Below are 25,683 nucleotides of genomic sequence, written 5' to 3'. Positions count from 1 at the left end.
CGTACCGCCTCGCGCCGCGGCCGTGCGGGGAGCTATGTCGTGTTCACTCAGGGCTGCAAACATCAAATCCCCCCGTTCTGTTCCGTATCCTGCCCCCGCGCATTCTCGCGCAGTTCGCTCAAGAGCAGTTCGAGCACTGTCCGTGCACTCTCCCTACGGATTTCCGCCCGGGAGCCGTTCAACCTCAGCGGGACGGTTTTCCTGCCCGCCGGACCCGCAACGGCGATGAAAACGGTGCCCACCGGCTGCCCGTCCTGTGGGTCCGGACCGGCCACCCCGGTGGTCGCGATCCCCCACGATGCCCCCAGCACGCGCCGCACGCCGGCCGCCATGTCGGCCGCGACCTGGGAGTTCACCGCTCCTTCGGCAGCCAGCAGCCCGGCGTCCACCCCCAGGATGCGGTGCTTGAGCTCGGTGGCGTACGCGGTGACCGAGCCGCGGAAGGACCGGGAGGCTCCGGCGACGCCCGTGATTTCGGCGGCCACCATCCCGCCCGTCAGAGACTCGGCGACCGCGAGCGTCTGGTCACTCTCCGCGAGGAGGCGCAGCACCTCCGCGACCACCGTGGCGGTGTCCCCGGTCTCCGCGGGAGCTTCCGCGGCGCCCGAAGACGCCCCACCGGCCACCGCAGATTCCCCCACCGCGTTTGTCACCTTGCGGCCTGCTCCGCGGCCAGCCCCTTGCGCCGTAGCACCACGGCCTCGCGAATGTAATCCAAACCGGTGACCACGGTCAGCACGACGGCGACCGCCATCATCCAAAAGCGCAAGGTCGCCAGCGGACCGGTCAGTGCGAGCACGTACATGCCCACCGCCGTGCCCTGGGCCAGGGTCTTCATCTTGCCGCCGCGGCTGGCGGGAATCACTCCGTACCTGATGACCCAGAAACGCATGAGCGTGATCCCGAGTTCCCGTCCGAGGATCACGCCGGTCACCCACCAGGGCAGGTCGCCCAGCCAGGAGAGACAGATCAACGCCGACCCCATGATCGCCTTGTCGGCGATGGGGTCGGCGATCTTCCCGAAGTCCGTGACCAGGTTGTACGTACGGGCCAGGTGCCCGTCGAAGATGTCCGTGATCATGGCGACGGCGAACGCGGCCCAGGCCAGCGCCCGCCACACCGGGTCGTACCCGCCGTCGGCGAGGAGGAGCAACACGAATCCCGGCACCAGGACGAGCCGGATCATCGTCAGGATGTTGGCGATGTTCCACAGGCTGGCCTGATTGACCGCCGCAGCCCCCAGCTTCGCGCCGGGCGCGGGCCGGCGGCCGGTCCCGCCCGCCGCAGATGCCGGGACTCCGGTCATCCGGCCGCCTCCTCGTCGAGGTGCAGGGGCTCGGCCACCAGGTCCACGCCCAGCGTGCCGACCACCTTCGCCGTCACGATGCGGCCGAGCACCAGCCCCGTGCTGTCCGTGAAGACGACCTGGCCGTCGGTCTCGGGCGCCTGGTGCGCGGCACGCCCGTAGGCACCGTCACCCTCCTCGTCGACCGTTTCCACGGACTCGACGAGCACCTCCAGGGTCTCCCCGATCCGCTCCTCCGCGCGCTGCGAGGTGAGCTCCTCGGCGAGCCGCTGCATGTGGGCGAGCCGCTCGGCGATCGTGTCCTCGTCCAGCTTGTTCTCGTACGTGACGGCCTCGGTGCCGTCCTCGTCGGAGTAGCCGAAGACGCCGATCGCGTCGAGGCGGGCGTGGGTGAGGAAACGCTCCAGCTCCTTGAAGTCCGACTCCTTCTCCCCGGGGAACCCGACGATGAAGTTGGACCGGACGCCGGCCTGCGGGGCCTTGGTGCGGATGGTGTCCAGCAGCTCCAGGAACCGGTCGGTGTCACCGAAGCGGCGCATCGCGCGCAGCACGTCGGGTGCCGAGTGCTGGAACGACAGGTCGAAGTACGGCACGACCTTGGGGGTCGAGGTCAGTACGTCGATCAGGCCGGGCCGCATCTCGGCGGGCTGGAGGTAGCTGACGCGGACGCGCTCGATGCCGTCCACCTCGGCCAGCTCGGGCAGCAGGGTCTCCAGCAGGCGGATGTCGCCGAGGTCCTTGCCGTACGAGGTGTTGTTCTCGGAGACCAGCATGATCTCCTTGACGCCCTGCTCGGCGAGCCAGCGCGTCTCGCCCAGCACGTCGCTGGGGCGGCGGGAGATGAAGGAGCCGCGGAAGGACGGGATGGCGCAGAAGGAGCAGCGGCGGTCGCAGCCGGAGGCGAGCTTGACCGAGGCGACGGGGCTCTTGTCCAGGCGGCGGCGCAGCGGGGCGCGCGGCCCGGAGGCGGGCGCCAGGCCCTCGGGGAGGTCCGCGGGGGCGGCCTCGGGCTCCTGGGCGTGGCCGGGCAGGGCCACCTCGGCGTCCTGGCGGGCCGCGGGGCTGATCGGCAGCAGCTTGCGCCGGTCACGCGGGGTGTGGGAGGCGTGGATGCCGCCGTTGAGGATGGTCTGGAGGCGGTCGGAGATGTCGGCGTAGTCGTCGAAGCCGAGCACGCCGTCGGCCTCGGGGAGCGCTTCGGCCAGTTCCTTGCCGTAGCGCTCGGCCATACAGCCGACGGCGACAACGGCCTGGGTCTTGCCGTGATCCTTGAGATCGTTGGCTTCCAGCAGGGCGTCTACGGAGTCCTTTTTGGCGGCTTCGACGAAGCCGCAGGTGTTGACGACGGCCACGTCCGCATCGGCGGCGTCCTCGACGAGCTCCCAGCCATCCGCCGCCAAGCGGCCTGCGAGCTCCTCCGAGTCCACCTCGTTACGGGCGCAGCCAAGAGTGACAAGGGCGACGGTACGGCGTTCGGGCATGGACTCAAGACTACTTTGTCCAAACGCCGACCCCTGCCCCAAGTCCCGGTAAACCAAGATCCCCGGGGTGCGGCGCAGCACCCCGGGGACCCGGAATCAAGGATTCAGCGCCTTATCAGCCCGCCTGGGCCGGTCCCTGGCGGGGGTCGTCCTTGGTGTATGTGAGGCGTTCCACCTGGCCCGGCTGGAAATCGTCCTTGATCTCCTTGCCGTTCACGAAGAGCTTCACGACACCGGCGTCGCCGAGGACGAGGTCGATGGATTCCTTGTCCGTGAAGGTCTTGGACTGGCCGGGGGCCAGCGTCCCGTCGAACAGCAGCCGGCCGCTGTGGTCCTTCGCGGAGATCCAGCTCTCGCCGTCGTTCGCCGTCAGGACGACCGTGACGAGGTCCTTGGGCGCGGCGGCGATCGCACTGTCCGAGGGCTCCGGAGCGGGCGCCTTCGGGGTCTGCGGGGCCTGCGGGGGCTGGGCGGCCGGCTTCCCGGCCGACTGCTTGGGCGCGGCCTGCGGGGCGGAACCTTCCGCCACCGGCCGCTTGTCCTTCGCGTCACCGCCGCCGAACGCGGTGAAGCCGACGAAGCCGATCACGGCGACGATGGCGGCCACCATGGCCGCGGTCCAGTTGGGCCGCTGCCGCTCGGGGCGGATCCGCTCCGCTTCGAACATCGGCGCGGCGGGGGTGGGTGCCGGCCGGCCGCCGTGGGCCGCGTCGTACGCGTCGACCAAGGGTTCCGGATCGATGCGCACGGCGCGGGCGAGCGTACGGATGTGACCGCGGGCGTAGACGTCGCCGCCGCACCGCGTGAAGTCGTCGGCTTCGATCGCGTGCACGATCGGGATGCGCACGCGGGTGGTGGAGCTGACCTCGTCGACGGTGAGCCCGGCGGCGATCCGGGCCTGCTTCAGGGCCGTCCCGATGGACGGTCCTTCGATCGTGGGTTCGATGATGCGGTCCTCGGAGCGGTCGTCGGTCGAAGGCCGCTCGTCTTCGGGGGAGTTGGAGTTGCCGATGGACACGAGGGCGCCTTTCGAGCGTGTAGCCACCTGCTGGATTCCCAGTCTAGGGGGGTGACGAAAGGGTGGAGCAACCGGAGGGTGGACTTCCTACGCCATCCGAATGGCAAGGGGGAGTCCGGGGCGGTGCAGCAGCCCGGCGCAGCACGCGGGGCCGCCATCTCCCTCAACTAGACGCGGGCCCAGGGGAAACGGTTGCCCGCCGAACGGACTGCAAAATGGCCACCTCCGCGCCCGCCCGCCAGGCCTCCGACGGGCCGCCCGCGGCGTCCCCGAGGCGGTGTCGGCCGGCCCACCGGATCCGCTACGGCTGGTCCTCCCCACGGATGACGGCGAGGACCCCGTCCAGCTCGTCCGCCTTCACCAGGACGTCACGGGCCTTCGAACCCTCGCTCGGGCCGACGACCCCCCGCGACTCCATGAGGTCCATGAGCCGGCCCGCCTTGGCGAAGCCGACCCGGAGCTTGCGCTGGAGCATCGAGGTCGACCCGAACTGGGTGGAGACCACCAGCTCGGCCGCCTGGCACAGCAGGTCCAGGTCGTCGCCGATCTCCTCGTCGATCTCCTTCTTCTGCTTCTGCCCGACGGTGACGTCGTCCCGGAAGACGGGCGCCATCTGGTCCTTGCAGTGCTGCACGATCCCGGCGATCTCGTCCTCGGTGACGAAGGCGCCCTGGAGGCGGACCGGCTTGTTGGCGCCCATGGGCAGGAACAGCCCGTCGCCCTTGCCGATCAGCTTCTCGGCGCCCGGCTGGTCGAGGATGACCCGGCTGTCGGCGAGGGAGGAGGTGGCGAACGCGAGCCGCGAGGGCACGTTCGCCTTGATCAGGCCGGTGACCACGTCCACCGAGGGCCGCTGGGTGGCGAGCACCAGGTGGATGCCGGCCGCGCGGGCCAGCTGGGTGATCCGGACGATCGAGTCCTCGACGTCGCGCGGAGCCACCATCATCAGGTCGGCGAGCTCGTCGACGATCACCAGCAGGTACGGGTACGGGCTCAGCTCCCGCTCGCTGCCCGGCGGCAGTTTGATCTTGCCGTCCCGGATGGCCTGGTTGAAGTCGTCGATGTGCCGGTAGCCGAAGGCGGCCAGGTCGTCGTAGCGCAGGTCCATCTCGCGCACGACCCATTGGAGCGCCTCGGCGGCCCGCTTGGGGTTGGTGATGATCGGCGTGATCAGGTGCGGGATGCCCTCGTACGCCGTCAGCTCCACCCGCTTGGGGTCGACGAGCACCATCCGGACGTCCTCCGGGGTGGCCCGCACCATGACCGAGGTGATCAGGCAGTTGATGCAGGAGGACTTTCCGGAGCCAGTGGCGCCGGCGACGAGCACGTGCGGCATCTTCGCGAGGTTGGCCATGACGTAGCCGCCCTCGACGTCCTTGCCGAGCGCCACCAGCATCGGGTGGTCGTCCTCGGCCGCGTCCGCCAGCCTGAGCACGTCGCCCAGGTTGACCATCTCGCGGTCGGTGTTCGGGATCTCGATGCCGACCGCCGACTTGCCCGGGATCGGACTGATGATCCGCACGTCCGGCGAGGCCACCGCGTAGGCGATGTTCTTGGCGAGCGCGGTGATCCGCTCGACCTTGACGGCCGGGCCGAGCTCCACCTCGTAGCGGGTCACCGTCGGGCCGCGGGTGAAGCCGGTGACCCGGGCATCGACCTTGAACTCGGTGAAGACGTTGGTCAGCGAGGCGACGACCGCATCGTTGGCGGCGCTGCGGGTCTTACCGGGTCCGCCCTTCTCCAGCAGGTCGAGCGAGGGCAGGGCGTAGGTGATGTCCCCCCGCAGCTGGAGCTGCTCGGCGCGCGGCGGCAGTGACTGGGGCGGCGGCGCGGCCTTGGTGAGGTCCGGCACCGACAAGGTCCCGGAAGCCGCGGCGGTGGTGTCGTGCGGCGGCTCGGCCGGCGCCGGCCCGGCGGCCTTGGGTCGCTCCAGACGCGCGGACGGCACCGCGGCGGTGATCTCCACGCCCTCGGGCTTCGGGGAGATGCCGTGCGTGAGGTCGGCGACCACCGGGGAGGGCGGCATCCCGCCGAGCACCACACCGTCCAGGGCGGCGGCGGCCGCCGCGGCCACGTCGACGGCGTCCATCTCCCGGTCGAGGGCCGGCCGGGCCGTGCTCCTGCGCGGGCGCCGCCGCCGGGCGAGCGCCTGCTCCTCGGCGGCGTCGGCGCCGTCCGTGTCCGCCGGCCCACCCTGGTCGGCGGCCCCCGAGCGGGCCCGCCACTGCTCGGGGTCGTGCCGGCCGGCGGCTCCGTCCTCCCCGAACCCCTCGTCGTATTCGTTCGGGGCGATGATCCCGAGCCGGATGCCGAGCCTGCGCAGCCGCTGCGGGATCGCGTTGACCGGGGTCGCGGTGACCACGAGCAGCCCGAAGACCGTGAGCAGCACCAGCATCGGTACGGCCAGCGGCGCGCCCATGGTAAAAATCAGCGGCTTCGAGGCCCCCCAGCCGATGAGGCCGCCCGCGTTCTGCATGGCGGTGGTTCCCTCGTCGCGGCCGGGCGCCCCGCAGGCGATGTGCACGAGGCCGAGCACCCCGATGACGAGCGCGGAGAGGCCGACGCCGATCCGGCCGTTGGCGTCGGGCTGCTCGGGATGGCGGATGAAACGCACCGCCATGACGCCGAGCAGGATCGGCACGAGCAGATCCAGTCGCCCGAAGGCACCGGTGACCAGCATGGTGACCAGATCCCCGACGGGACCGCTCAGGTTCGACCAGGTACCGGCGGCGACGATCAGTGCGAGGGCGAGCAACAGCAGTGCGACGCCGTCCTTGCGGTGGGCGGGGTCGAGGTTCTTGGCCCCCTGCCCGATCCCCCGGAATACCGCGCCGACCGCGTGCGCACAGCCCAGCCACACGGCACGCACCAGCCGCACCACGCCCCCGGTCGGAGACGGCGCGGGCTTGGGCGCCGCCTTCTTGACGGGGGCGCGCCGGGGCGCCGCGGCTTTCTTCGCGGCGGGCTTGCGGGCGGGAGCCGCCTTCTTCGCCGGCGCCGTCGTCCGGCCGGTGCGGCCCTTCGCGGTGCCCGCTGTGCTCTGGGAACCCTTGCCGGACGTACGTGAGGCCATGGGCCCGAGGTTACCGGTGCGCGCGCCGGTGGACACGCGTGCCCACCCCTTCACCCGTTCGTGTCGCGCGCCGCGTCAGTGCTTTGACGGACCGCCAGACCCGGGCCCGACCGAACGGCCCGCGGGTAAGCCCCGGTACGCGGCCGTGCGGAGCGCTCAGCCCTGCGCGGGCAGCACCGGCGCTCCCCCACCGGTCCCCGGCTCCAGCGCGTCGAGCGCCCGCCGCAGTCCGGTGAGCTTGCGCTCCAGGTGGGCGGCGGTCGCCACGACCGCCGCATCGGCGGATTCCTCGCCGAGTTGCTTGGTCAGCGCCTCGGCCTGCTCCTCGACCGCCGCGAGCCGTGCGGACAGCTCGGCCAGCAGGCCCGCCGTCTCCTTGCTGCCGTCGCCGTTGGAGCCGCCGCCCTCCAGCTGGAGCCGCAGCAGCGCCGCCTGCTCCCGCAGCTGGCAGTTCTTCGTGTACAGCTCCACGAACACCGAGACCTTGGCCCGCAGCACCCACGGGTCGAAGGGCTTGGAGATGTAGTCCACCGCGCCGGCGGCGTAGCCGCGGAACGTGTGGTGCGGACCGTGATTGATCGCGGTGAGGAAGATGATCGGGATGTCCCGGGTCCGCTCGCGCCGCTTGATGTGCGCGGCGGTCTCGAACCCATCCATCCCGGGCATCTGCACGTCCAGCAGGATGACCGCGAAATCGTCCGTCAGCAGCGCCTTGAGCGCTTCCTCCCCCGACGACGCCCTGACCAGTGTCTGATCGAGCGCGGAGAGGATGGCCTCCAGCGCCAGCAGATTCTCCGGCCGGTCATCGACCAGGAGGATCTTGGCCTTCTGCACCATGCCCTGTCCTCCTCGCCCCGGCATGGGGCCTCCCCGGCTCCTGGCACCGGCCTGTACGCCGGGCCCCGCCCCAGAAGAGGACGGCATCCTTGCGCCGTCCGTCCTTGTGCCGGTCATCGTAGCCCCAGTCCCGAGATCGCCACACCCTGTCACCAAGATGTCACTGTGCACGAAGCAGAAACGGTGTGGGAGAGCAGAAGGTTCCCCGCCTCCCGCCCTTCCACACCGTTTTCGCCACAGTCAGTCAGCAATTGGTATCAGAGCGCTCGCCCGTCGATCACTTGCCCCGCATCCACTGTTCCATGACCGACAGGAGGAAGTCGGGGTCGACCGGCTTGGTGACATAGTCGGAAGCTCCGGAATCGATCGCCTTCTCCCGGTCCCCCTTCATCGCCTTCGCCGTCAGCGCGATGATCGGCAGCCCGGCGAACTGTGGCATCCGCCGGATCGCCGACGTCGTCGCGTACCCGTCCATCTCCGGCATCATGATGTCCATCAGCACGACGGTCACGTCGTCGTGCTGCTCCAGGACCTCGATCCCCTCGCGGCCGTTCTCGGCGTACAGCACCGCCAGCCCGTGCTGCTCCAGCACGCTCGTCAGCGCGAAGACGTTGCGGACGTCGTCGTCCACGATGAGCACCTTCTCGCCGTGGAAGTCGTACGTCCGGGGCAACACCGGAAGTTCCTCCGCCGGGTTGGCCCAACCGTCCTCGGGTCCCTGCACGTTCGGCTGCCCCGGCACCGCCGTGCGCGGCTCCAGGTCGCTCAGCGCCTTGCGCCGCCGCCGGAACAGCGCGGCGCCGCCCTGCCCCTGACCGACCGGCTCGGCGGCCGGCAGCCCGGGCCGCGCGTGCTGCGCCTGCGCCTGCGGTACGGGTACGGGCGCCGCCGGGGCCGCCGGCAGCGCGGGCCGCGCCCCGTCCGCCTGCCTGCGGTACACCTCGCCGCGCGCCCCACCGGGCGTGGGCGGCGCGTAACCCTGCGGCGGCAACTCGCTCGGGTGCAGCGGCAGGTACAGCGTGAACGTGGATCCGCGGCCGGGCTCGCTCGCCGCGTGGATCTCACCGCCCAGCAGCCGCGCGATCTCCCGGCTGATCGACAGCCCGAGCCCCGTACCGCCGTACTTCCTGCTGGTGGTGCCGTCGGCCTGCTTGAACGCCTCGAAGATGACCAACATCTTGCTCGCCGCGATCCCGATCCCGGTGTCCGTCACCGAGAAGGCGATCAGGTCCGCGTCCGCCTCCCGCAGCGAACCGGCCTCCAGCAACTGCTCCCGGATCGCCGTCGGCACGTCCGAACCGGCGGGCCGGATCACCAGCTCCACCGCCCCGGTGTCGGTGAACTTCACCGCGTTCGACAGCAGGTTGCGCAGCACCTGGAGCAGCCTCTGCTCGTCGGTGTGCAGGGTCGCCGGAAGCTCCGGGGAGACCCGTACGGAGAAGTCCAGCCCCTTCTCCGCGGTCAGCGGCCGGAAGGTCGCCTCCACGTAGTCCACGAGCTGAACGAGCGCGATCCGGGTCGGCGAGACGTCCATCTTCCCGGCCTCGACCTTCGACAGGTCCAGGATGTCGTTGATCAGCTGGAGCAGGTCCGAGCCCGCCCCGTGGATGGTCTCGGCGAACTCCACCTGCTTCGGCGACAGGTTCTCGTCCGCGTTGTCGGCGAGCAGCTTGGCCAGGATCAGCAGCGAGTTGAGCGGCGTGCGCAGCTCGTGCGACATGTTCGCCAGGAACTCGGACTTGTAGCGCATCGAGACCGCGAGCTGCTCGGCGCGCTCCTCCAGCACCTGCCGGGCCTCTTCGATCTCGGTGTTCTTCACCTCGATGTCCCGGTTCTGCTGGGCGAGCAGCTCCGCCTTCTCCTCCAGCTCGGCATTGGCGGCCTGGAGCGCCTTCTGCCGGTTCTCCAGCTCGTCGGAGCGCTCGCGCAGCTGCTCGGTCATTTCCTGCGACTGCTTGAGCAGCATCTCCGTCTTGGAGTTCACGCTGATCGTGTTGACGCTCGTACCGATCATCTCGGCGATCTGGCTCAGGAAGTCCTTCTGGATCTGCGTGAAGGGCTGGAAGGACGCCAGCTCGATGACGCCGAGCACCTTCCCCTCGAACAGCACCGGCAGCACGATCACGTGCGCCGGCGGCGCCTCCCCGAGCCCCGAGGAGATCTTCAGATAGCCGGGCGGGGTGTTCTCGACCAGGATCGTCCGCTTCTCCTCGGCGACGGTCCCGATCAGCCCCTCCCCCGGCCGGAACGACATGGGCATCTGGCCGCCCGCGTACGCGTAACTCCCGCGCATCCGAAGCTCGTACGAGCCGTCAGGGCCGCCCTCCGTCCCGATCTCGGTGCTCCCGCCGGTCGGCAGGACCAGGAAGAACGCGCCGTGCTGCGCCGAGACCACCGGGGTCAGCTCGCTCATGATGAGCGACGCCACGTCGTCCAGTTCGCGGCGGCCCTGCATCAGGGCGGAGATCCGGGCGAGGTTGCCCTTCAGCCAGTCCTGTTCCTTGTTGGCCAACGTGGTGTCGCGCAGGTTCGCGATCATCGTGTTGATGTTGTCCTGGAGGACCTGGATCTCGCCCGCCGCGTCCACGTCGATCTTCAGGTTGAGGTCTCCGCGGGTCACCGCGGTGGCCACTGCCGCGATCGCGCGCACCTGCCGGGTGAGGTTGCCGGCCATCTCGTTCACGGACTCCGTGAGGTCGCGCCAGGTGCCGTCCACGTCCCGCACCCGCGCCTGCCCGCCCAGGATGCCCTCGGTGCCCACCTCACGGGCCACCCGGGTCACCTGGTCGGCGAACGAAGACAGCTGGTCGACCATCGTGTTGATGGTGGTCTTGAGCTCCAGGATCTCGCCGCGCGCATCGATGTCGATCTTCTTGGTCATGTCGCCCTTGGCGATGGCGGTCGTGACCATGGCGATCTGCCGCACCTGACCGGTGAGGTTGGAGGCCATGAAGTTCACCGAATCGGTGAGGTCCTTCCACGTCCCCGACACACCCGGCACGTGCGCCTGGCCGCCGAGCCGGCCCTCCGTACCCACCTCGCGGGCCACGCGCGTGACCTCGTCCGCGAACGAGGACAGGGTCTTGACCATCGTGTTGACCGTGTCGGCGAGCTGCGCGACCTCGCCGCGCGCCTCCACCGTGACCTTCTTCGTCAGATCACCGTTGGCGACCGCCGCCGAGACCTGCGAAATGTTGCGCACCTGCGACGTCAGGTTGTTGGCCATCAGGTTGACGTTGTCGGTCAGGTCCTTCCAGATGCCCGTCACCCCGCGCACCCGCGCCTGGCCGCCGAGGATGCCCTCGGAACCCACCTCGCGGGCGACCCGCGTCACCTGCTCCGCGAACGAGGACAGCTGGTCGACCATCGTGTTGACGGTCGTGACGAGTTCGAGGATCTCGCCCTTGGCATCCACGGTGATCTTCTTGGAGAGATCGCCCATCGCGACCGCCGTCGTCACCTCGGCGATGTTGCGCACCTGCGAGGTCAGGTTGTTCGCCATGAAGTTGACGGACTGCGTGAGGTCCTTCCAGGTGCCCGAGACGCCCTTCACCTCGGCCTGGCCGCCCAGGATGCCCTCGGTGCCCACCTCACGGGCGACGCGGGTCACCTGCTCCGCGAAGTTCGAGAGCTGGTCCACCATCGTGTTGAGGGTGTTCTTCAGCTCCAGGATCTCGCCGCGCGCATCCACGTCGATCTTCTGGGACAGGTCACCGCGCGCCACCGCCGTCGCCACCTGAGCGATGTTGCGCACCTGCGAGGTCAGGTTCCCGGCCATGCCGTTCACCGAGTCCGTGAGGTCGCGCCACACGCCGGCCACTCCCGGCACCTGCGCCTGGCCGCCGAGGCGGCCCTCCGTACCCACGTCCCGGGCCACCCGGGTCACCTGCTCCGCGAAGGCCGATAGCTGGTCGACCATGGTGTTGATGGTGTTCTTCAGCTCCAGGATCTCGCCGCGCGCATCCACGTCGATCTTCTGGGACAGGTCACCACGGGCCACCGCCGTGGTCACCTGGGCGATCTGGCGCACCTGGGAGGTCAGGTTGCCGGCCATGAAGTTGACGGAGTCGGTGAGCTCCTTCCACGTCCCGGACACCCCCTCCACACGGGCCTGGCCGCCGAGCCGGCCCTCCGTACCCACGTCCCGCGCCATCCGCGTGACCTGGTCGGCGAAGCTCGACAGCTGGTCCACCATCGTGTTCACGGTGTTCTTCAGCTGGAGCATCTCGCCCGAGACGTCCACGGTGACCTTCTGCGACAGGTCGCCGTTGGCCACCGCCGTCGTCACCTGCGCGATGTTGCGGACCTGGCCGGTCAGGTTGCGGAAGGCGGTGTTCACCGAATCGGTGAGGTCCTTCCACGTACCCGCCGCACCCGGCACCTGCGCCTGGCCGCCCAGCTCACCCTCGACGCCGACCTCACGGGCCACACGCGTCACTTCCGCACCGAAGGACTGGAGCTGGTCCACCATCGTGTTGACGGTGTTCTTCAGCTCCAGCATCTCGCCGGCCACGTCGACCGTGACCTTCTGCGAGAGGTCGCCGTTGGCCACGGCGGTCGTCACCTGCGCGATGTCCCGCACCTGCGTGGTCAGGTTGCGGAAGACCGTGTTCACCGAATCGGTGAGGTCCTTCCAGGTACCCGCCGCACCCGGCACCTGGGCCTGGCCGCCCAGCAGACCCTTCGCCCCGACCTCGCTGGCCACCCTGGTGACCTCGTCCGCGAAGGTGCGCAGGGTCTCCGTCATCTGATTGATCGTTTCGGCCAGCTGCGCCACCTCGCCGCGCGCGCTGACCCGCACCTTCTGCGACAGGTCGCCATTGGCGACGGCCGTCGTGACCTGCGCGATCCCGCGCACCTGGGCCGTCAGGTTGCCCGCCATCGTGTTGACGGAGTCGGTCAGGTCCTTCCACACCCCTGCGACCCCGGGCACCTTCGCCTGACCGCCCAGCTCACCCTCCGTGCCCACCTCGCGGGCCACCCGGGTCACCTCGGAGGAGAACGACGACAGCTGGTCCACCATCGTGTTCACGGTGTTCTTCAGCTGGAGCATCTCGCCGGCCACGTGCACCGTGACCTTGCGCGACAGATCGCCCTTCGCCACCGCCGTCGTGACGAGAGCGATGTCACGCACCTGAGCGGTGAGCCGGTACGCCATCGTGTTGACGGAGTCGGTCAGGTCCTTCCAAGAACCCGACATTCCACGCACTTGGGCCTGACCGCCGAGCTTGCCCTCGGTACCCACCTCCAGCGCCACGCGCGTCACCTCGTCGGTGAACGCGGACAGCTGGTCGACGAGGTTGTTGACCGTGCGCCCGACCTTCAGGAACTCACCGCGCAGCGGATGCCCGGCCCCGTCCGCCGTCTGCGTCCGCAGGTCCATCCGCTGGTCCAGATCGCCCTCGGCGACCGCCGACAGCACCCGGCCCACCTCGGACACCGGCCGCGCAAGATCGTCCACCAGCTGGTTCGAGGCGTCGATCGCAGCCGCCCAGGAGCCCTCGCAAGCGCCTGTTTCCAGCCGTTCGCTCAGCTTCCCCTCGCGGCCCACCATCCGCCGCACGCGGGAGAGCTCTCCCGTGAGATGGAGGTTCCGGTCGGCGACCTCGTTGTAGACGGCGGCGATCTCCGCCATCACGCCCTCGCCGGACACCGTCAGCCGCTTGCGGAAATTCCCGTCCCGCATCGACACCAGGGCTGTGAGCAGCCGGTTCAGGGCCGCGGTATCGACTTCCGTCGTGCCGTTCCGGCGGGACCTCCCGCCTTTCGGGCGCGTTCCCGTACGCCGCACCGCTGCGCCAGACTCCACCGTGTCCCTCCCGAAAGGGTCGACCGCTGTTCCACCGACACCCGGCGAGTCGCACGCCCGGCTATCCGATCCTGCCCAGTGTTTCACCCTGGCCGAACCCGGCCATAACACTTCGGCACCATCGCACACCGGCCGCACCCTGCGGGTGGAATCCCTGACGACGGCACCAAGCCGACCGCGAAGGTAAGTAACCTGGCACCCGATGTCCAACCGCGTCGAAGGAGACTCGTGATCACGGCTCGGGCGGCTGCCAGCTTCGACCCCCTCGGGCGCTCGGTCGCCGCGGCCCGAGCGTTCGTCCGCGACACCCTCCAAGGATGGGGCTTCGCGGACATCGTCGACGACGCCGTGGTCCTCACCAGCGAGCTCGTCACGAACGCCGTGGTCCACGCCGGCACCAAGGCCGAGGTCCTCTGCCTGCGCTCCGGGGACGGGGTACGCGTGGAGATCGCCGACCGGTATCCCGAGCGCGAGCTCCCGCTCCAGTACCCCGGCGAGCGCCCGTACGCGGACCCCGACCGGGAGAACGGCCGCGGGCTGATGCTCTGCGCCGCCCTCGCCACCCGCTGGGGAGTCGAGTACACCGCCACCCACAAGCACGTGTGGTTCCGGCTCGACCTCCCGGACCGGCCGGTCGGTACCCGCTCCGCCGGGCCCGTCGTCCCGGACCGGCTCCTGCCGCTCGCCGACAGCCGGGTCCGCGTCGCGGTCCTCCAGATCGACGCCTCCGACGCGGTCTCCGCCTGGAACGAGGACGCGGAGCACGTCTTCGGCCACTCCGCGGAGAAGGTCGTCGGCCGCCCGCTCGCCGAGCTCGCCGCCTGGCCCCAGACCCCCGGCACCGGCACCGGCATCGCCGAGGCCCTGCGGCTGTCCCGCTGGGAGGGCAGCTACGGCATTCGCGGCGCCGACGGCCGCGTGATCCCCGTGTACGCCTCCCACCTGCGGGTCCGCGATGCCCAGGGCGAGCCCTCCATCGTCTGCCTGCTGGTCCACGACGACGAGCGGGCCCTGCTCCAGACCCCCGTACGGGTGGCCGCCGCCGACAGCCTTCAGCTCACCGAACCCCGCCCCGTGGACCCCTTCGAGGTCTTCATCGGCTCCCCCGCCCCCGATGACCTCGACGGACTGCTCCAGCGCACCGTCGAACGCGCCCGCGACATGCTCGACGCCGACTCCGCCTTCCTGCTGCTGGCCACCGACGACGAGACCGAGCTGGAAGTCCGTGCCACGACCGGGCTACCCTCCACCCGCCAGCGCTTCGCCCGCGTCCCCGTCGAGGCCGGCACCAACCGGTACGGCTCCGCGCGCATGCCCGCCGTCCACGACGACCTCGCCGCCGTCCCCGGAGCCGTCCCGCTCCTGGAGGCCACCGGCATGCGCTCGGTGATCACCGTTCCGCTCAAGGTCGAGGGCCGGCTCACCGGCTCACTCGGCGTCGCCGCCGAGGGCCCGGGCCGCTACTCCAACGCCGAGGCCCTGCGTCTCCAGTTCGCCGCCGACCGCATCGCCCTCGCCGTCGAGTCCGCCCGCCTCGGCGAGCTGGAACGGCTGCGCCGCGGCTCCCTGTCCTTCCTCGTCGAGGCCTCCGACCTGCTCGCGGGCACCCTCGACCGGGACCAGACCCTGGCCCTCATGGCGCAGATGACCGTCCCGACGCTGGCCACTTGGTGCGCCGTCTACACGATCGCCGACCAGTCCTCCGATCCCTACCTCTCGTACGTCCTGCACGAGGACGAGGAACGCATCGACGGCCTCAAGGCCCTGCTGTCCCGCGTCAGCCCGCCGGAACCGGTCCGCGAGGCCGGCGCCCGCCCCTGGCCCGAGACGGCGCTCGCGGTCGGCGGGGAGACCGTCGTCCTGCCCCTCCTGGCCCGCAACCGCGTGATCGGCATGCTCACCCTCGGCAAGCCGTCCGAGGAGCACTTCCGCCAGGAGATCCTCGAACTCGCCGAGGACCTCTCCCGCCGGGCCGCCCTCGCCCTCGACAACGCCCGCCTCTACTCCGAGCGCACCGCGATCAGCCGCTCCCTGCAGCGCAGCCTGCTCCCGCCCGGCTCGCCCGCGATCCCCGGCATGGAGGTCGAGGTCATCTACCGCGCGGCGGGCGAGGGCAACGAGGTGGGCGGCGACTTCTACGACGTCTTCCCCATCCGTGACGGCGCGTACGGCTTCGCCATCGGCGACGTCTGCGGTACGGGTCCCGAGGCGGCCGCCGTCACCGGTCTCGCCCGGCACGCCCTGCGCCTCCTGGCCCGCGAGGGACTCGGCGGCCCGGCGGTGCTGGAGCGGCTCAACGCGGCCATCCTCGACGAGGGCGCCCGCAGCCGCTTCCTCACCCTCCTGTACGGCGAACTCCACCCCCAGCCGGACGGCGGCGCCCTGATGAAGGTCGTCTGCGCCGGCCATCCGCTGCCGCTGCGCCTGCGCCCGGACGGCCGGGTCACCCCGGCCGCCGACCCGCAGCCGCTGCTCGGCGTCATCGACGACCTCGACCTCTACGAGCAGACCCTCTCGCTGGAACCGGGCGACGTGCTCCTGTGCGTCACGGACGGGGTGACGGAACGCCGCGAGGGCACCCGCATGCTCGGCGACGATGGCCTCACGGAGGTCCTCACCACCTGCACGGGCCTCACGGCCGGCGCGGTCGCCGCCCGTGTCCTGCGCGCGGTGGAACGCTTCGCGGCCGAACCCGCCTCGGACGACATGGCCATCCTGGCCTTCCGCGTCCCCCAGCCGCGCGAGGGCGACTAGCCGGAGCGCGGCCGGACGCTCACCCCGGGGGCACGGGCTTGATGCGGCGCGTGGCGGAGCGCAGTGCGAAGGCCATCACCACTTCGAATACGCCGAGCAGGACGAGCCACAGTCCCAGCAGTCGGGTCAGGGCGACCGCGGAGTCCACCGGGAAGCAGAGCACGACGATGCCGGCGACGGCGCCGAGGACGCCCAGCCCGAAGAGCAGGCCCCGGTGTACGAGCCCGCGGTCGGCGATGGCGACGTACGCCGTGAGCACTCCGGTCAGCAGCCAGAAGACTCCGAGGATCAGGGACAGCGCCCCGATCGTCTGCATCGGATGCCGCAGTACGAGGACGCCCGCTAGGAACGCCAGTATGGCGACCAGGACGCTCGCCAGTCTGCCGCCGCCGTCGGTGCTGTGCGAGAAGGCGGTGACGAACCGGAAGACCCCTGCCACGAGGAGCTGCAGGCCGATGATGACGGCCAGGATGTGCAGCGTCTCGTCGGGCCATACGAGTACCAGGATGCCCGGGATCAGGGTCGCGAGGGCGAAACCGAGCGCCCAGCGCCATGAGGCTCCGACCTGCTTGAGGACGTCCTCGGGGTCGCTCTGCACGTGCTGCGGTGTCGCCGCGTCAGGGGGTAGGGACATCACGCCTCCCAGGCCGGCCGGACGGCCCTAGGGGCACGTCGAAGCCGCCGGTCGTACCTTGTTTACCCTTCCCGCCCATTTTAGGTTGGCGAGCCGGAGTCCGCCCTCCGACGGATCCACCTACCGGCAACCGCGCCCGAAACGCAAAAAGGCCCCCGCCAAATGGCGGGGGCCTTTTTCATGGAGCCCTTTAACGGAATCGAACCGTTGACCTTCTCCTTACCATGGAGACGCTCTACCGACTGAGCTAAAAGGGCGGGTTGTTCGGCGGCGTCCTACTCTCCCACAGGGTCCCCCCTGCAGTACCATCGGCGCTGAAAGGCTTAGCTTCCGGGTTCGGAATGTAACCGGGCGTTTCCCTAACGCTATGACCACCGAAACACTATGAAATTTGAACGCTGGCTAAAATCACAGCTGTTCGTTATTTCAGAACTAACACAGTGGACGCGAGCAACTGAGGACAAGCCCTCGGCCTATTAGTACCAGTCAGCTCCACCCGTTACCGGGCTTCCACATCTGGCCTATCAACCCAGTCGTCTACTGGGAGCCTTACCCTCTCAAGGAGGTGGGAATACTCATCTTGAAGCAGGCTTCCCGCTTAGATGCTTTCAGCGGTTATCCCTCCCGAACGTAGCCAACCAGCCATGCCCTTGGCAGGACAACTGGCACACCAGAGGTTCGTCCGTCCCGGTCCTCTCGTACTAGGGACAGCCCTTCTCAATATTCCTACGCGCACAGCGGATAGGGACCGAACTGTCTCACGACGTTCTAAACCCAGCTCGCGTACCGCTTTAATGGGCGAACAGCCCAACCCTTGGGACCGACTCCAGCCCCAGGATGCGACGAGCCGACATCGAGGTGCCAAACCATCCCGTCGATATGGACTCTTGGGGAAGATCAGCCTGTTATCCCCGGGGTACCTTTTATCCGTTGAGCGACGGCGCTTCCACAAGCCACCGCCGGATCACTAGTCCCGACTTTCGTCCCTGCTCGACCCGTCGGTCTCACAGTCAAGCTCCCTTGTGCACTTACACTCAACACCTGATTGCCAACCAGGCTGAGGGAACCTTTGGGCGCCTCCGTTACCCTTTGGGAGGCAACCGCCCCAGTTAAACTACCCATCAGACACTGTCCCTGATCCGGATCACGGACCGAGGTTAGACATCCAGCACGACCAGAGTGGTATTTCAACGGCGACTCCACAACCACTGGCGTGGCTGCTTCAAAGTCTCCCACCTATCCTACACAAGCCGAACCGAACACCAATATCAAACTGTAGTAAAGGTCCCGGGGTCTTTCCGTCCTGCTGCGCGAAACGAGCATCTTTACTCGTAGTGCAATTTCACCGGGCCTATGGTTGAGACAGTCGAGAAGTCGTTACGCCATTCGTGCAGGTCGGAACTTACCCGACAAGGAATTTCGCTACCTTAGGATGGTTATAGTTACCACCGCCGTTTACTGGCGCTTAAGTTCTCAGCTTCGCACACCCGAAAGTGCACTAACCGGTCCCCTTAACGTTCCAGCACCGGGCAGGCGTCAGTCCGTATACATCGCCTTACGGCTTCGCACGGACCTGTGTTTTTAGTAAACAGTCGCTTCTCGCTGGTCTCTGCGGCCACCCCCAGCTCACGGAGCAAGTCCGATCACCAGTGATGGCCCCCCTTCTCCCGAAGTTACGGGGGCATTTTGCCGAGTTCCTTAACCATAGTTCACCCGAACGCCTCGGTATTCTCTACCTGACCACCTGAGTCGGTTTAGGGTACGGGCCGCCATGAAACTCGCTAGAGGCTTTTCTCGACAGCATAGGATCATCCACTTCACCACAATCGGCTCGGCATCAGGTCTCAGCCTTAATGAGGGACGGATTTGCCTACCCCTCGGCCTACACCCTTACCCCGGGACAACCACCGCCCGGGCTGGACTACCTTCCTGCGTCACCCCATCGCTTACCTACTACAAGTCTGGTTCGTCGGCTCCACCACTTTCCTTTCCCCGAAGGGTCCGGAACGGCTTCACGGACTTAGCATCGCCTGATTCGATATTGGGCGTTTCAAAGCGGGTACCGGAATATCAACCGGTTGTCCATCGACTACGCCTGTCGGCCTCGCCTTAGGTCCCGACTTACCCTGGGCAGATCAGCTTGACCCAGGAACCCTTAGTCAATCGGCGCACACGTTTCTCACGTGTGTATCGCTACTCATGCCTGCATTCTCACTCGTGAACCGTCCACAACTAGCTTCCGCTGCTGCTTCACCCGGCACACGACGCTCCCCTACCCATCACAGCGGGCGTTGGCCCTATTGCTGCAATGACACGACTTCGGCGGTACGCTTGAGCCCCGCTACATTGTCGGCGCGGAATCACTTGACCAGTGAGCTATTACGCACTCTTTCAAGGGTGGCTGCTTCTAAGCCAACCTCCTGGTTGTCTCTGCGACTCCACATCCTTTCCCACTTAGCGTACGCTTAGGGGCCTTAGTCGATGCTCTGGGCTGTTTCCCTCTCGACCATGGAGCTTATCCCCCACAGTCTCACTGCCGTGCTCTCACTTACCGGCATTCGGAGTTTGGCTAAGGTCAGTAACCCGGTAGGGCCCATCGCCTATCCAGTGCTCTACCTCCGGCAAGAAACACACGACGCTGCACCTAAATGCATTTCGGGGAGAACCAGCTATCACGGAGTTTGATTGGCCTTTCACCCCTAACCACAGGTCATCCCCCAGGTTTTCAACCCTGGTGGGTTCGGTCCTCCACGAAGTCTTACCTCCGCTTCAACCTGCCCATGGCTAGATCACTCCGCTTCGGGTCTAGAGCGTGCAACTCAATCGCCCTATTCGGACTCGCTTTCGCTACGGCTTCCCCACACGGGTTAACCTCGCTACACACCGCTAACTCGCAGGCTCATTCTTCAAAAGGCACGCAGTCACGACTGTATGTGCAAGCACATACAGCGACGCTCCCACGGCTTGTAGGCACACGGTTTCAGGTACTATTTCACTCCGCTCCCGCGGTACTTTTCACCATTCCCTCACGGTACTATCCGCTATCGGTCACCAGGGAATATTTAGGCTTAGCGGGTGGTCCCGCCAGATTCACACGGGATTTCTCGGGCCCCGTGCTACTTGGGAGATTCTTAAGCAAGCCGCTAATGTTTCGTCTACGGGGGTCTTACCCTCTACGCCGGACCTTTCGCATGTCCTTCGACTACATCAACGGTTTCTGACTCGCCGACCGGCCGGCAGACCGATCAAAAGAATTCCCACAACCCCGCATGCGCAACCCCTGCCGGGTATCACACGCATACGGTTTGGCCTCATCCGGTTTCGCTCGCCACTACTCCCGGAATCACGGTTGTTTTCTCTTCCTGAGGGTACTGAGATGTTTCACTTCCCCTCGTTCCCTCCACACTGCCTATGTGTTCAGCAGTGGGTGACAGCCCATGACGACTGCCGGGTTTCCCCATTCGGACACCCCCGGATCAAAGCTCAGTTGGCAGCTCCCCGGGGCCTATCGCGGCCTCTCACGTCCTTCATCGGTTCCTGGTGCCAAGGCATCCACCGTGCGCCCTTAAAAACTTGGCCACAGATGCTCGCGTCCACTGTGTAGTTCTCAAACAACGACCAGCCACCCATCACCCCACCAGACAAGCTGGCGAGTTCACTGGGGCCGGCACTGAAGACATGACCTTACGGCCGTACCTTCAGGACCCAACAACGTGCCAAGCACGATCCCCTCCACTTCACTGTGTTCCACGCCGAAGCAGTACTTACAGAGAGTTTTGGAAACCGTGCCAACTAATCAACGTTCCACCCATGAGCTGACCGTGCAGAACGTTTGTCTGCAATCGGTACTGTGCTCCTTAGAAAGGAGGTGATCCAGCCGCACCTTCCGGTACGGCTACCTTGTTACGACTTCGTCCCAATCGCCAGTCCCACCTTCGACAGCTCCCTCCCTTACGGGTTGGGCCACCGGCTTCGGGTGTTACCGACTTTCGTGACGTGACGGGCGGTGTGTACAAGGCCCGGGAACGTATTCACCGCAGCAATGCTGATCTGCGATTACTAGCAACTCCGACTTCATGGGGTCGAGTTGCAGACCCCAATCCGAACTGAGACCGGCTTTTTGAGATTCGCTCCACCTCACGGTATCGCAGCTCATTGTACCGGCCATTGTAGCACGTGTGCAGCCCAAGACATAAGGGGCATGATGACTTGACGTCGTCCCCACCTTCCTCCGAGTTGACCCCGGCGGTCTCCTGTGAGTCCCCATCACCCCGAAGGGCATGCTGGCAACACAGGACAAGGGTTGCGCTCGTTGCGGGACTTAACCCAACATCTCACGACACGAGCTGACGACAGCCATGCACCACCTGTATACCGACCACAAGGGGGGCACTATCTCTAATGCTTTCCGGTATATGTCAAGCCTTGGTAAGGTTCTTCGCGTTGCGTCGAATTAAGCCACATGCTCCGCTGCTTGTGCGGGCCCCCGTCAATTCCTTTGAGTTTTAGCCTTGCGGCCGTACTCCCCAGGCGGGGAACTTAATGCGTTAGCTGCGGCACCGACGACGTGGAATGTCGCCAACACCTAGTTCCCAACGTTTACGGCGTGGACTACCAGGGTATCTAATCCTGTTCGCTCCCCACGCTTTCGCTCCTCAGCGTCAGTAATGGCCCAGAGATCCGCCTTCGCCACCGGTGTTCCTCCTGATATCTGCGCATTTCACCGCTACACCAGGAATTCCGATCTCCCCTACCACACTCTAGCTAGCCCGTATCGAATGCAGACCCGAGGTTAAGCCTCGGGCTTTCACATCCGACGTGACAAGCCGCCTACGAGCTCTTTACGCCCAATAATTCCGGACAACGCTTGCGCCCTACGTATTACCGCGGCTGCTGGCACGTAGTTAGCCGGCGCTTCTTCTGCAGGTACCGTCACTTTCGCTTCTTCCCTGCTGAAAGAGGTTTACAACCCGAAGGCCGTCATCCCTCACGCGGCGTCGCTGCATCAGGCTTTCGCCCATTGTGCAATATTCCCCACTGCTGCCTCCCGTAGGAGTCTGGGCCGTGTCTCAGTCCCAGTGTGGCCGGTCGCCCTCTCAGGCCGGCTACCCGTCGTCGCCTTGGTGGGCCATTACCCCACCAACAAGCTGATAGGCCGCGGGCTCATCCTTCACCGCCGGAGCTTTTAACCCCCACCCATGCAGGCAGGAGTATTATCCGGTATTAGACCCCGTTTCCAGGGCTTGTCCCAGAGTGAAGGGCAGATTGCCCACGTGTTACTCACCCGTTCGCCACTAATCCACCCCGAAGGGCTTCATCGTTCGACTTGCATGTGTTAAGCACGCCGCCAGCGTTCGTCCTGAGCCAGGATCAAACTCTCCATGAATGTTTACCCGTAATCGGGTGCACACGCACTTAGAGCGGGACGATCATGTCGGAATATGACCGACCGTCCACTGCGTCCTCGCTGTGTTGTTGCCTGCCCCGAAAGACAGGACTTTTTCAAAGGAACCTCATCCACCGAAGTGGACGGGGTATCAACTTCTGGCGTTGATTTTTGGCACGCTGTTGAGTTCTCAAGGAACGGACGCTTCCTTTGTACTCACCCTCTCGGGCTTTCCTCCGGGCTTTCGTTCTTCGTTCTTGCGTTTCCGACTCTATCAGAGTCAGTCCCGCTCGCTTTCCAGGTCCTTCGCTTTCGCGTTTTCCCTTTCCGGCGATTCCAACCTTACCAGATTCTTTCCGCTCCGTTTCCGGATCGATTTGAATTCGGCGGCTGTTGGAGGGCCTTTCCCTTTCGGGTGGATCAGACTTTATCAGGTCTCCCTGGGTCCGAATCCCACCCGCTCGCGCGGCACACGTCCGGGCACACGTGTGTGCCGGGGTGTTGTGCGAGGTGGAGACGTAAACGTACTGGAGCGGGGCCCCCGGACGCAAATCCGGTTGCCCCGCTCCGGTGACGGCGCTACGGCGAGGGTCAGACCTCGACGACGACCGGGAGGATCATCGGGCGGCGGCGGTAGCCGTCCGAGACCCACTTGCCCATGGTCCGGCGGATGAGCTGCTGGATCTGGTGCGGTTCCGCGACGCCGTCGGCCGCGGCGCGGGCGATGGCTTCCTCGATCTTCGGGATGACCGACGAGAAGGCCGAGTCCTCGATGCCGGAGCCGCGGGCCTGGATGTTCGGGCCGCTGACGACCTTGCCGGTGGTGCTGTCCACCACGACGTACACCGAGATGATGCCCTCGTCGCCGAGGATCCGGCGGTCCTTGAGCGAGGCTTCCGTGACGTCGCCGACCGAGAGGCCGTCCACGTACACGTAGCCGGCCTGGACCTTGCCGGAGATGCGGGCCTTGCCGTCGATCAGGTCGACGACCACGCCGTCCTCGGCGATGACGATGCGGTCCTTCGGGACACCCGTCAAGGCGCCGAGCTCGGCGTTGGCACGCAGGTGGCGCCATTCGCCGTGGACCGGCATGAGGTTCCGCGGCTTGCAGATGTTGTAGAAGTACAGCAGCTCGCCGGCGGAGGCGTGGCCCGAGACGTGCACCTTGGCGTTGCCCTTGTGCACGACGTTGGCGCCCCACCGGGTCAGGCCGTTGATCACGCGGTAGACCGCGTTCTCGTTGCCCGGGATCAGCGACGACGCCAGGATGACGGTGTCGCCGGGGACGATCCGGATCTGGTGGTCGCGGTTGGCCATGCGGGACAGGGCCGCCATCGGCTCGCCCTGGGAGCCCGTGCAGACCAGCACGACCTCGTCGTCCGGCAGGTCGTCGAGGGTCTTCACGTCGACGACGAGACCGGCCGGGACGCGCAGGTAGCCCAGGTCACGGGCGATGCCCATGTTGCGGACCATCGAGCGGCCCACGAAGGCGACCCTGCGGCCGTACTCGTGCGCGGCGTCCAGGATCTGCTGGATGCGGTGGACGTGGCTGGCGAAGCTCGCCACGATGATCCGCTTCTGGGCCCCGGCGAAGACGCCGCGGATGGCGTTCGAGATGTCGCGCTCGGGCGGGACGAAGCCCGGGACCTCGGCGTTCGTCGAGTCCGAGAGGAGGAGGTCGATGCCCTCTTCGCTCAGACGCGCGAAGGCGTGCAGGTCGGTGAGGCGGTTGTCCAGCGGGAGCTGGTCCATCTTGAAGTCACCGGTGGCCACCACCAGGCCCGCGGGGGTGCGGATGGCGACGGCCAGGGCGTCCGGGATGGAGTGGTTGACCGCGATGAACTCGCAGTCGAAGAGTCCGAGGTGTTCCCGGTCGCCTTCCTTCACCTCAAGGGTGTAGGGGCGGATCCGGTGCTCCTGGAGCTTGGCCTCGATGAGGGCCAGCGTCAGCTTGGAACCGATCAGCGGGATGTCCGGCTTCTCCCGGAGGAGGTACGGGACGGCGCCGATGTGGTCCTCGTGACCGTGCGTGAGGACGATGCCCTCGATGTCGTCGAGCCGGTCCCGGATGGACGAGAAGTCCGGCAGGATCAGGTCGATGCCCGGCTGCTCCTCTTCGGGGAAGAGAACGCCGCAGTCGACGATCAGCAGGCGGCCGTCGAACTCGAAGACGGTCATGTTGCGGCCGATCTCGCCGAGACCGCCCAGCGGGGTGACGCGCAGGCCGCCCTTGGGGAGCTTCGGCGGCGCACCGAGTTCAGGATGCGGATGGCTCAAAAGTGTCTCCTCACCACACACGCCACGTACCTCGTAAGGCACGTGGCGCGCATGTCATTCGTGCACTTGCATTCGTCTGTTTTGTTCGTTTTGCTTGTTCAGTTGTGAAGTCTTATTTCAGAGCTGTACCCCGCCGGCGGCAAGATCGATCTTGAGCTGGGCCGTCTCTTCGGCCGTGAGCTCGACCAGCGGGAGCCGCAGCGGGCCCGCGGGCAGGCCCTGCAGGTTCAGGGCTCCCTTGGTGGTGATCACGCCCTGGGTGCGGAACATGCCGGTGAAGACGGGCAGCAGCTTCTGGTGGATCTCGGTGGCCTTCTGGACGTCGCCGCCCAGGTGCGCGTCGAGCATCGCGCGGAGCTCGGGGCTGACCACGTGGCCGACCACGGAAACGAAGCCGACGGCGCCGACGGACAGCAGCGGCAGGTTCAGCATGTCGTCGCCGGAGTACCAGGCGAGTCCGCTCTGGGCGATGGCCCAGCTGGCACGGCCGAGGTCGCCCTTGGCGTCCTTGTTGGCCACGATGCGGGGGTGCTCGGCGAGCCTGACCAGCGTTTCGGTGTTGATCGGGACACCGCTGCGGCCGGGGATGTCGTAGAGCATCACCGGGAGCCCGGTGGCGTCGGCGATCGCCGTGAAGTGCCGGTAGAGGCCTTCCTGCGGCGGCTTGCTGTAGTACGGGGTCACCGCGAGCAGGCCGTGTGCGCCCGTGCGCTCGGCCTGGCGGGCGAGCTCCAGGGTGTGGCGGGTGTCGTTGGTGCCGATGCCGGCGACGACGTGGGCACGGTCACCCACGGCTTCCAGGACGGCTCGTACGAGGTCGTTTTTCTCCGCGTCGGTGGTGGTCGGGGACTCGCCGGTGGTCCCGTTGATGATCAGGCCGTCGTTGCCTGCGTCCACCAGGTGGACGGCGAGCTGCTGCGCGCCGTCGAGGTCGAGTGCGCCATCCGCCGTGAAGGGCGTGATCATGGCGGTGAGGACCCGCCCGAAGGGGGTCTGCGGAGTCGAGATCGGAGCCATGGGTAACACGCTACTCGCTGCCATGCTCGCAGTGTCCCCTCGGGGGACGTCAACGGGGTGTGGCTCCCGCGCCGGGCCGGGAGGACTGTTG

11 protein-coding genes, 1 tRNA gene and 3 rRNA genes are annotated in these 25,683 nt (G+C 67.1%); 1 reads left to right on the top strand and 14 read right to left on the bottom strand.

Annotated features, from left to right (window positions below; all coding sequences use genetic code 11):
- Window positions 1–62: 62 nt before the first annotated feature.
- The 7 genes from OHA65_RS27590 to OHA65_RS27560 form a co-directional block, all read right to left on the bottom strand.
- On the bottom strand, window positions 63–563 hold the full coding sequence (locus OHA65_RS27590) for a nicotinamide-nucleotide amidohydrolase family protein (protein ID WP_327278871.1): 501 nt from the start codon (window positions 561–563) through the stop codon (window positions 63–65).
- A gap of 86 nt (window positions 564–649) precedes the next feature.
- Window positions 650–1,306 (bottom strand): CDP-diacylglycerol--glycerol-3-phosphate 3-phosphatidyltransferase, encoded by a 657-nt coding sequence (pgsA, locus tag OHA65_RS27585; RefSeq protein ID WP_327278870.1) that lies wholly within the window; start codon window positions 1,304–1,306, stop codon window positions 650–652.
- Window positions 1,303–2,787 carry a 30S ribosomal protein S12 methylthiotransferase RimO gene (rimO, locus tag OHA65_RS27580; protein ID WP_328763925.1) on the bottom strand — a complete coding sequence of 495 codons (1,485 nt, stop codon included), beginning with the start codon at window positions 2,785–2,787 and terminating at the stop codon, window positions 1,303–1,305. The genes pgsA and rimO overlap by 4 nt, the downstream gene beginning before the upstream one ends.
- A 115-nt stretch (window positions 2,788–2,902) precedes the next feature.
- A complete protein-coding gene (locus OHA65_RS27575; RefSeq protein WP_327278868.1) occupies window positions 2,903–3,805 on the bottom strand; it encodes a RodZ domain-containing protein in 903 nt (300 codons plus the stop codon).
- Between the two features lie 301 nt (window positions 3,806–4,106).
- Window positions 4,107–6,878: a DNA translocase FtsK gene (locus OHA65_RS27570; protein ID WP_405762594.1), complete on the bottom strand. Its 2,772-nt coding sequence runs from the start codon at window positions 6,876–6,878 to the stop codon at window positions 4,107–4,109.
- A gap of 156 nt (window positions 6,879–7,034) precedes the next feature.
- Window positions 7,035–7,715, bottom strand: coding sequence for a response regulator (locus OHA65_RS27565; protein WP_327278866.1), 681 nt, complete (start codon window positions 7,713–7,715; stop codon window positions 7,035–7,037).
- A 277-nt stretch (window positions 7,716–7,992) separates the two neighbouring features.
- A complete protein-coding gene (locus tag OHA65_RS27560; RefSeq protein WP_328763920.1) occupies window positions 7,993–13,524 on the bottom strand; it encodes a HAMP domain-containing protein in 5,532 nt (1,843 codons plus the stop codon).
- Window positions 13,525–13,716: 192 nt separating this feature from the next.
- On the opposite strand from OHA65_RS27560, the gene OHA65_RS27555 reads away from it, so the two are divergent.
- Window positions 13,717–16,278, top strand: a complete 2,562-nt coding sequence (locus OHA65_RS27555; RefSeq protein WP_371646686.1) for a SpoIIE family protein phosphatase — start codon at window positions 13,717–13,719, stop codon at window positions 16,276–16,278.
- 19 nt (window positions 16,279–16,297) lie between these two features.
- Here OHA65_RS27555 and OHA65_RS27550 read toward each other — a convergent pair whose 3' ends face one another.
- The 7 genes from OHA65_RS27550 to dapA form a co-directional block, all read right to left on the bottom strand.
- A complete protein-coding gene (locus tag OHA65_RS27550; RefSeq protein WP_327278863.1) occupies window positions 16,298–16,912 on the bottom strand; it encodes a DUF308 domain-containing protein in 615 nt (204 codons plus the stop codon).
- Between the two features lie 181 nt (window positions 16,913–17,093).
- A tRNA-Thr gene (locus tag OHA65_RS27545) sits at window positions 17,094–17,169 on the bottom strand.
- Window positions 17,170–17,174: 5 nt separating this feature from the next.
- Window positions 17,175–17,291, bottom strand: a 5S ribosomal RNA gene (gene rrf, locus OHA65_RS27540).
- A 77-nt stretch (window positions 17,292–17,368) separates the two neighbouring features.
- Window positions 17,369–20,491 (bottom strand): 23S ribosomal RNA (locus tag OHA65_RS27535).
- A gap of 282 nt (window positions 20,492–20,773) precedes the next feature.
- A 16S ribosomal RNA gene (locus OHA65_RS27530) occupies window positions 20,774–22,298 on the bottom strand.
- Together the 16S, 23S and 5S rRNA genes with 1 tRNA gene alongside form the textbook arrangement of a ribosomal RNA operon.
- 591 nt (window positions 22,299–22,889) lie before the next feature.
- Entirely contained in the window at window positions 22,890–24,575 is a 1,686-nt protein-coding gene (locus OHA65_RS27525; RefSeq protein ID WP_327278862.1) for a ribonuclease J, read from the bottom strand.
- A 117-nt stretch (window positions 24,576–24,692) separates the two neighbouring features.
- A complete protein-coding gene (gene dapA, locus OHA65_RS27520) occupies window positions 24,693–25,592 on the bottom strand; it encodes a 4-hydroxy-tetrahydrodipicolinate synthase (protein WP_327278861.1) in 900 nt (299 codons plus the stop codon).
- Between the last annotated feature and the right edge of the window lie 91 nt (window positions 25,593–25,683).

The sequence above is a fragment of the Streptomyces sp. NBC_00045 genome (assembly GCF_045041095.1).
Classification (GTDB): domain Bacteria; phylum Actinomycetota; class Actinomycetes; order Streptomycetales; family Streptomycetaceae; genus Streptomyces.
Note: the sequence above shows the minus strand (reverse complement) of the source record. Positions and strands in the feature narration are given on the sequence as shown.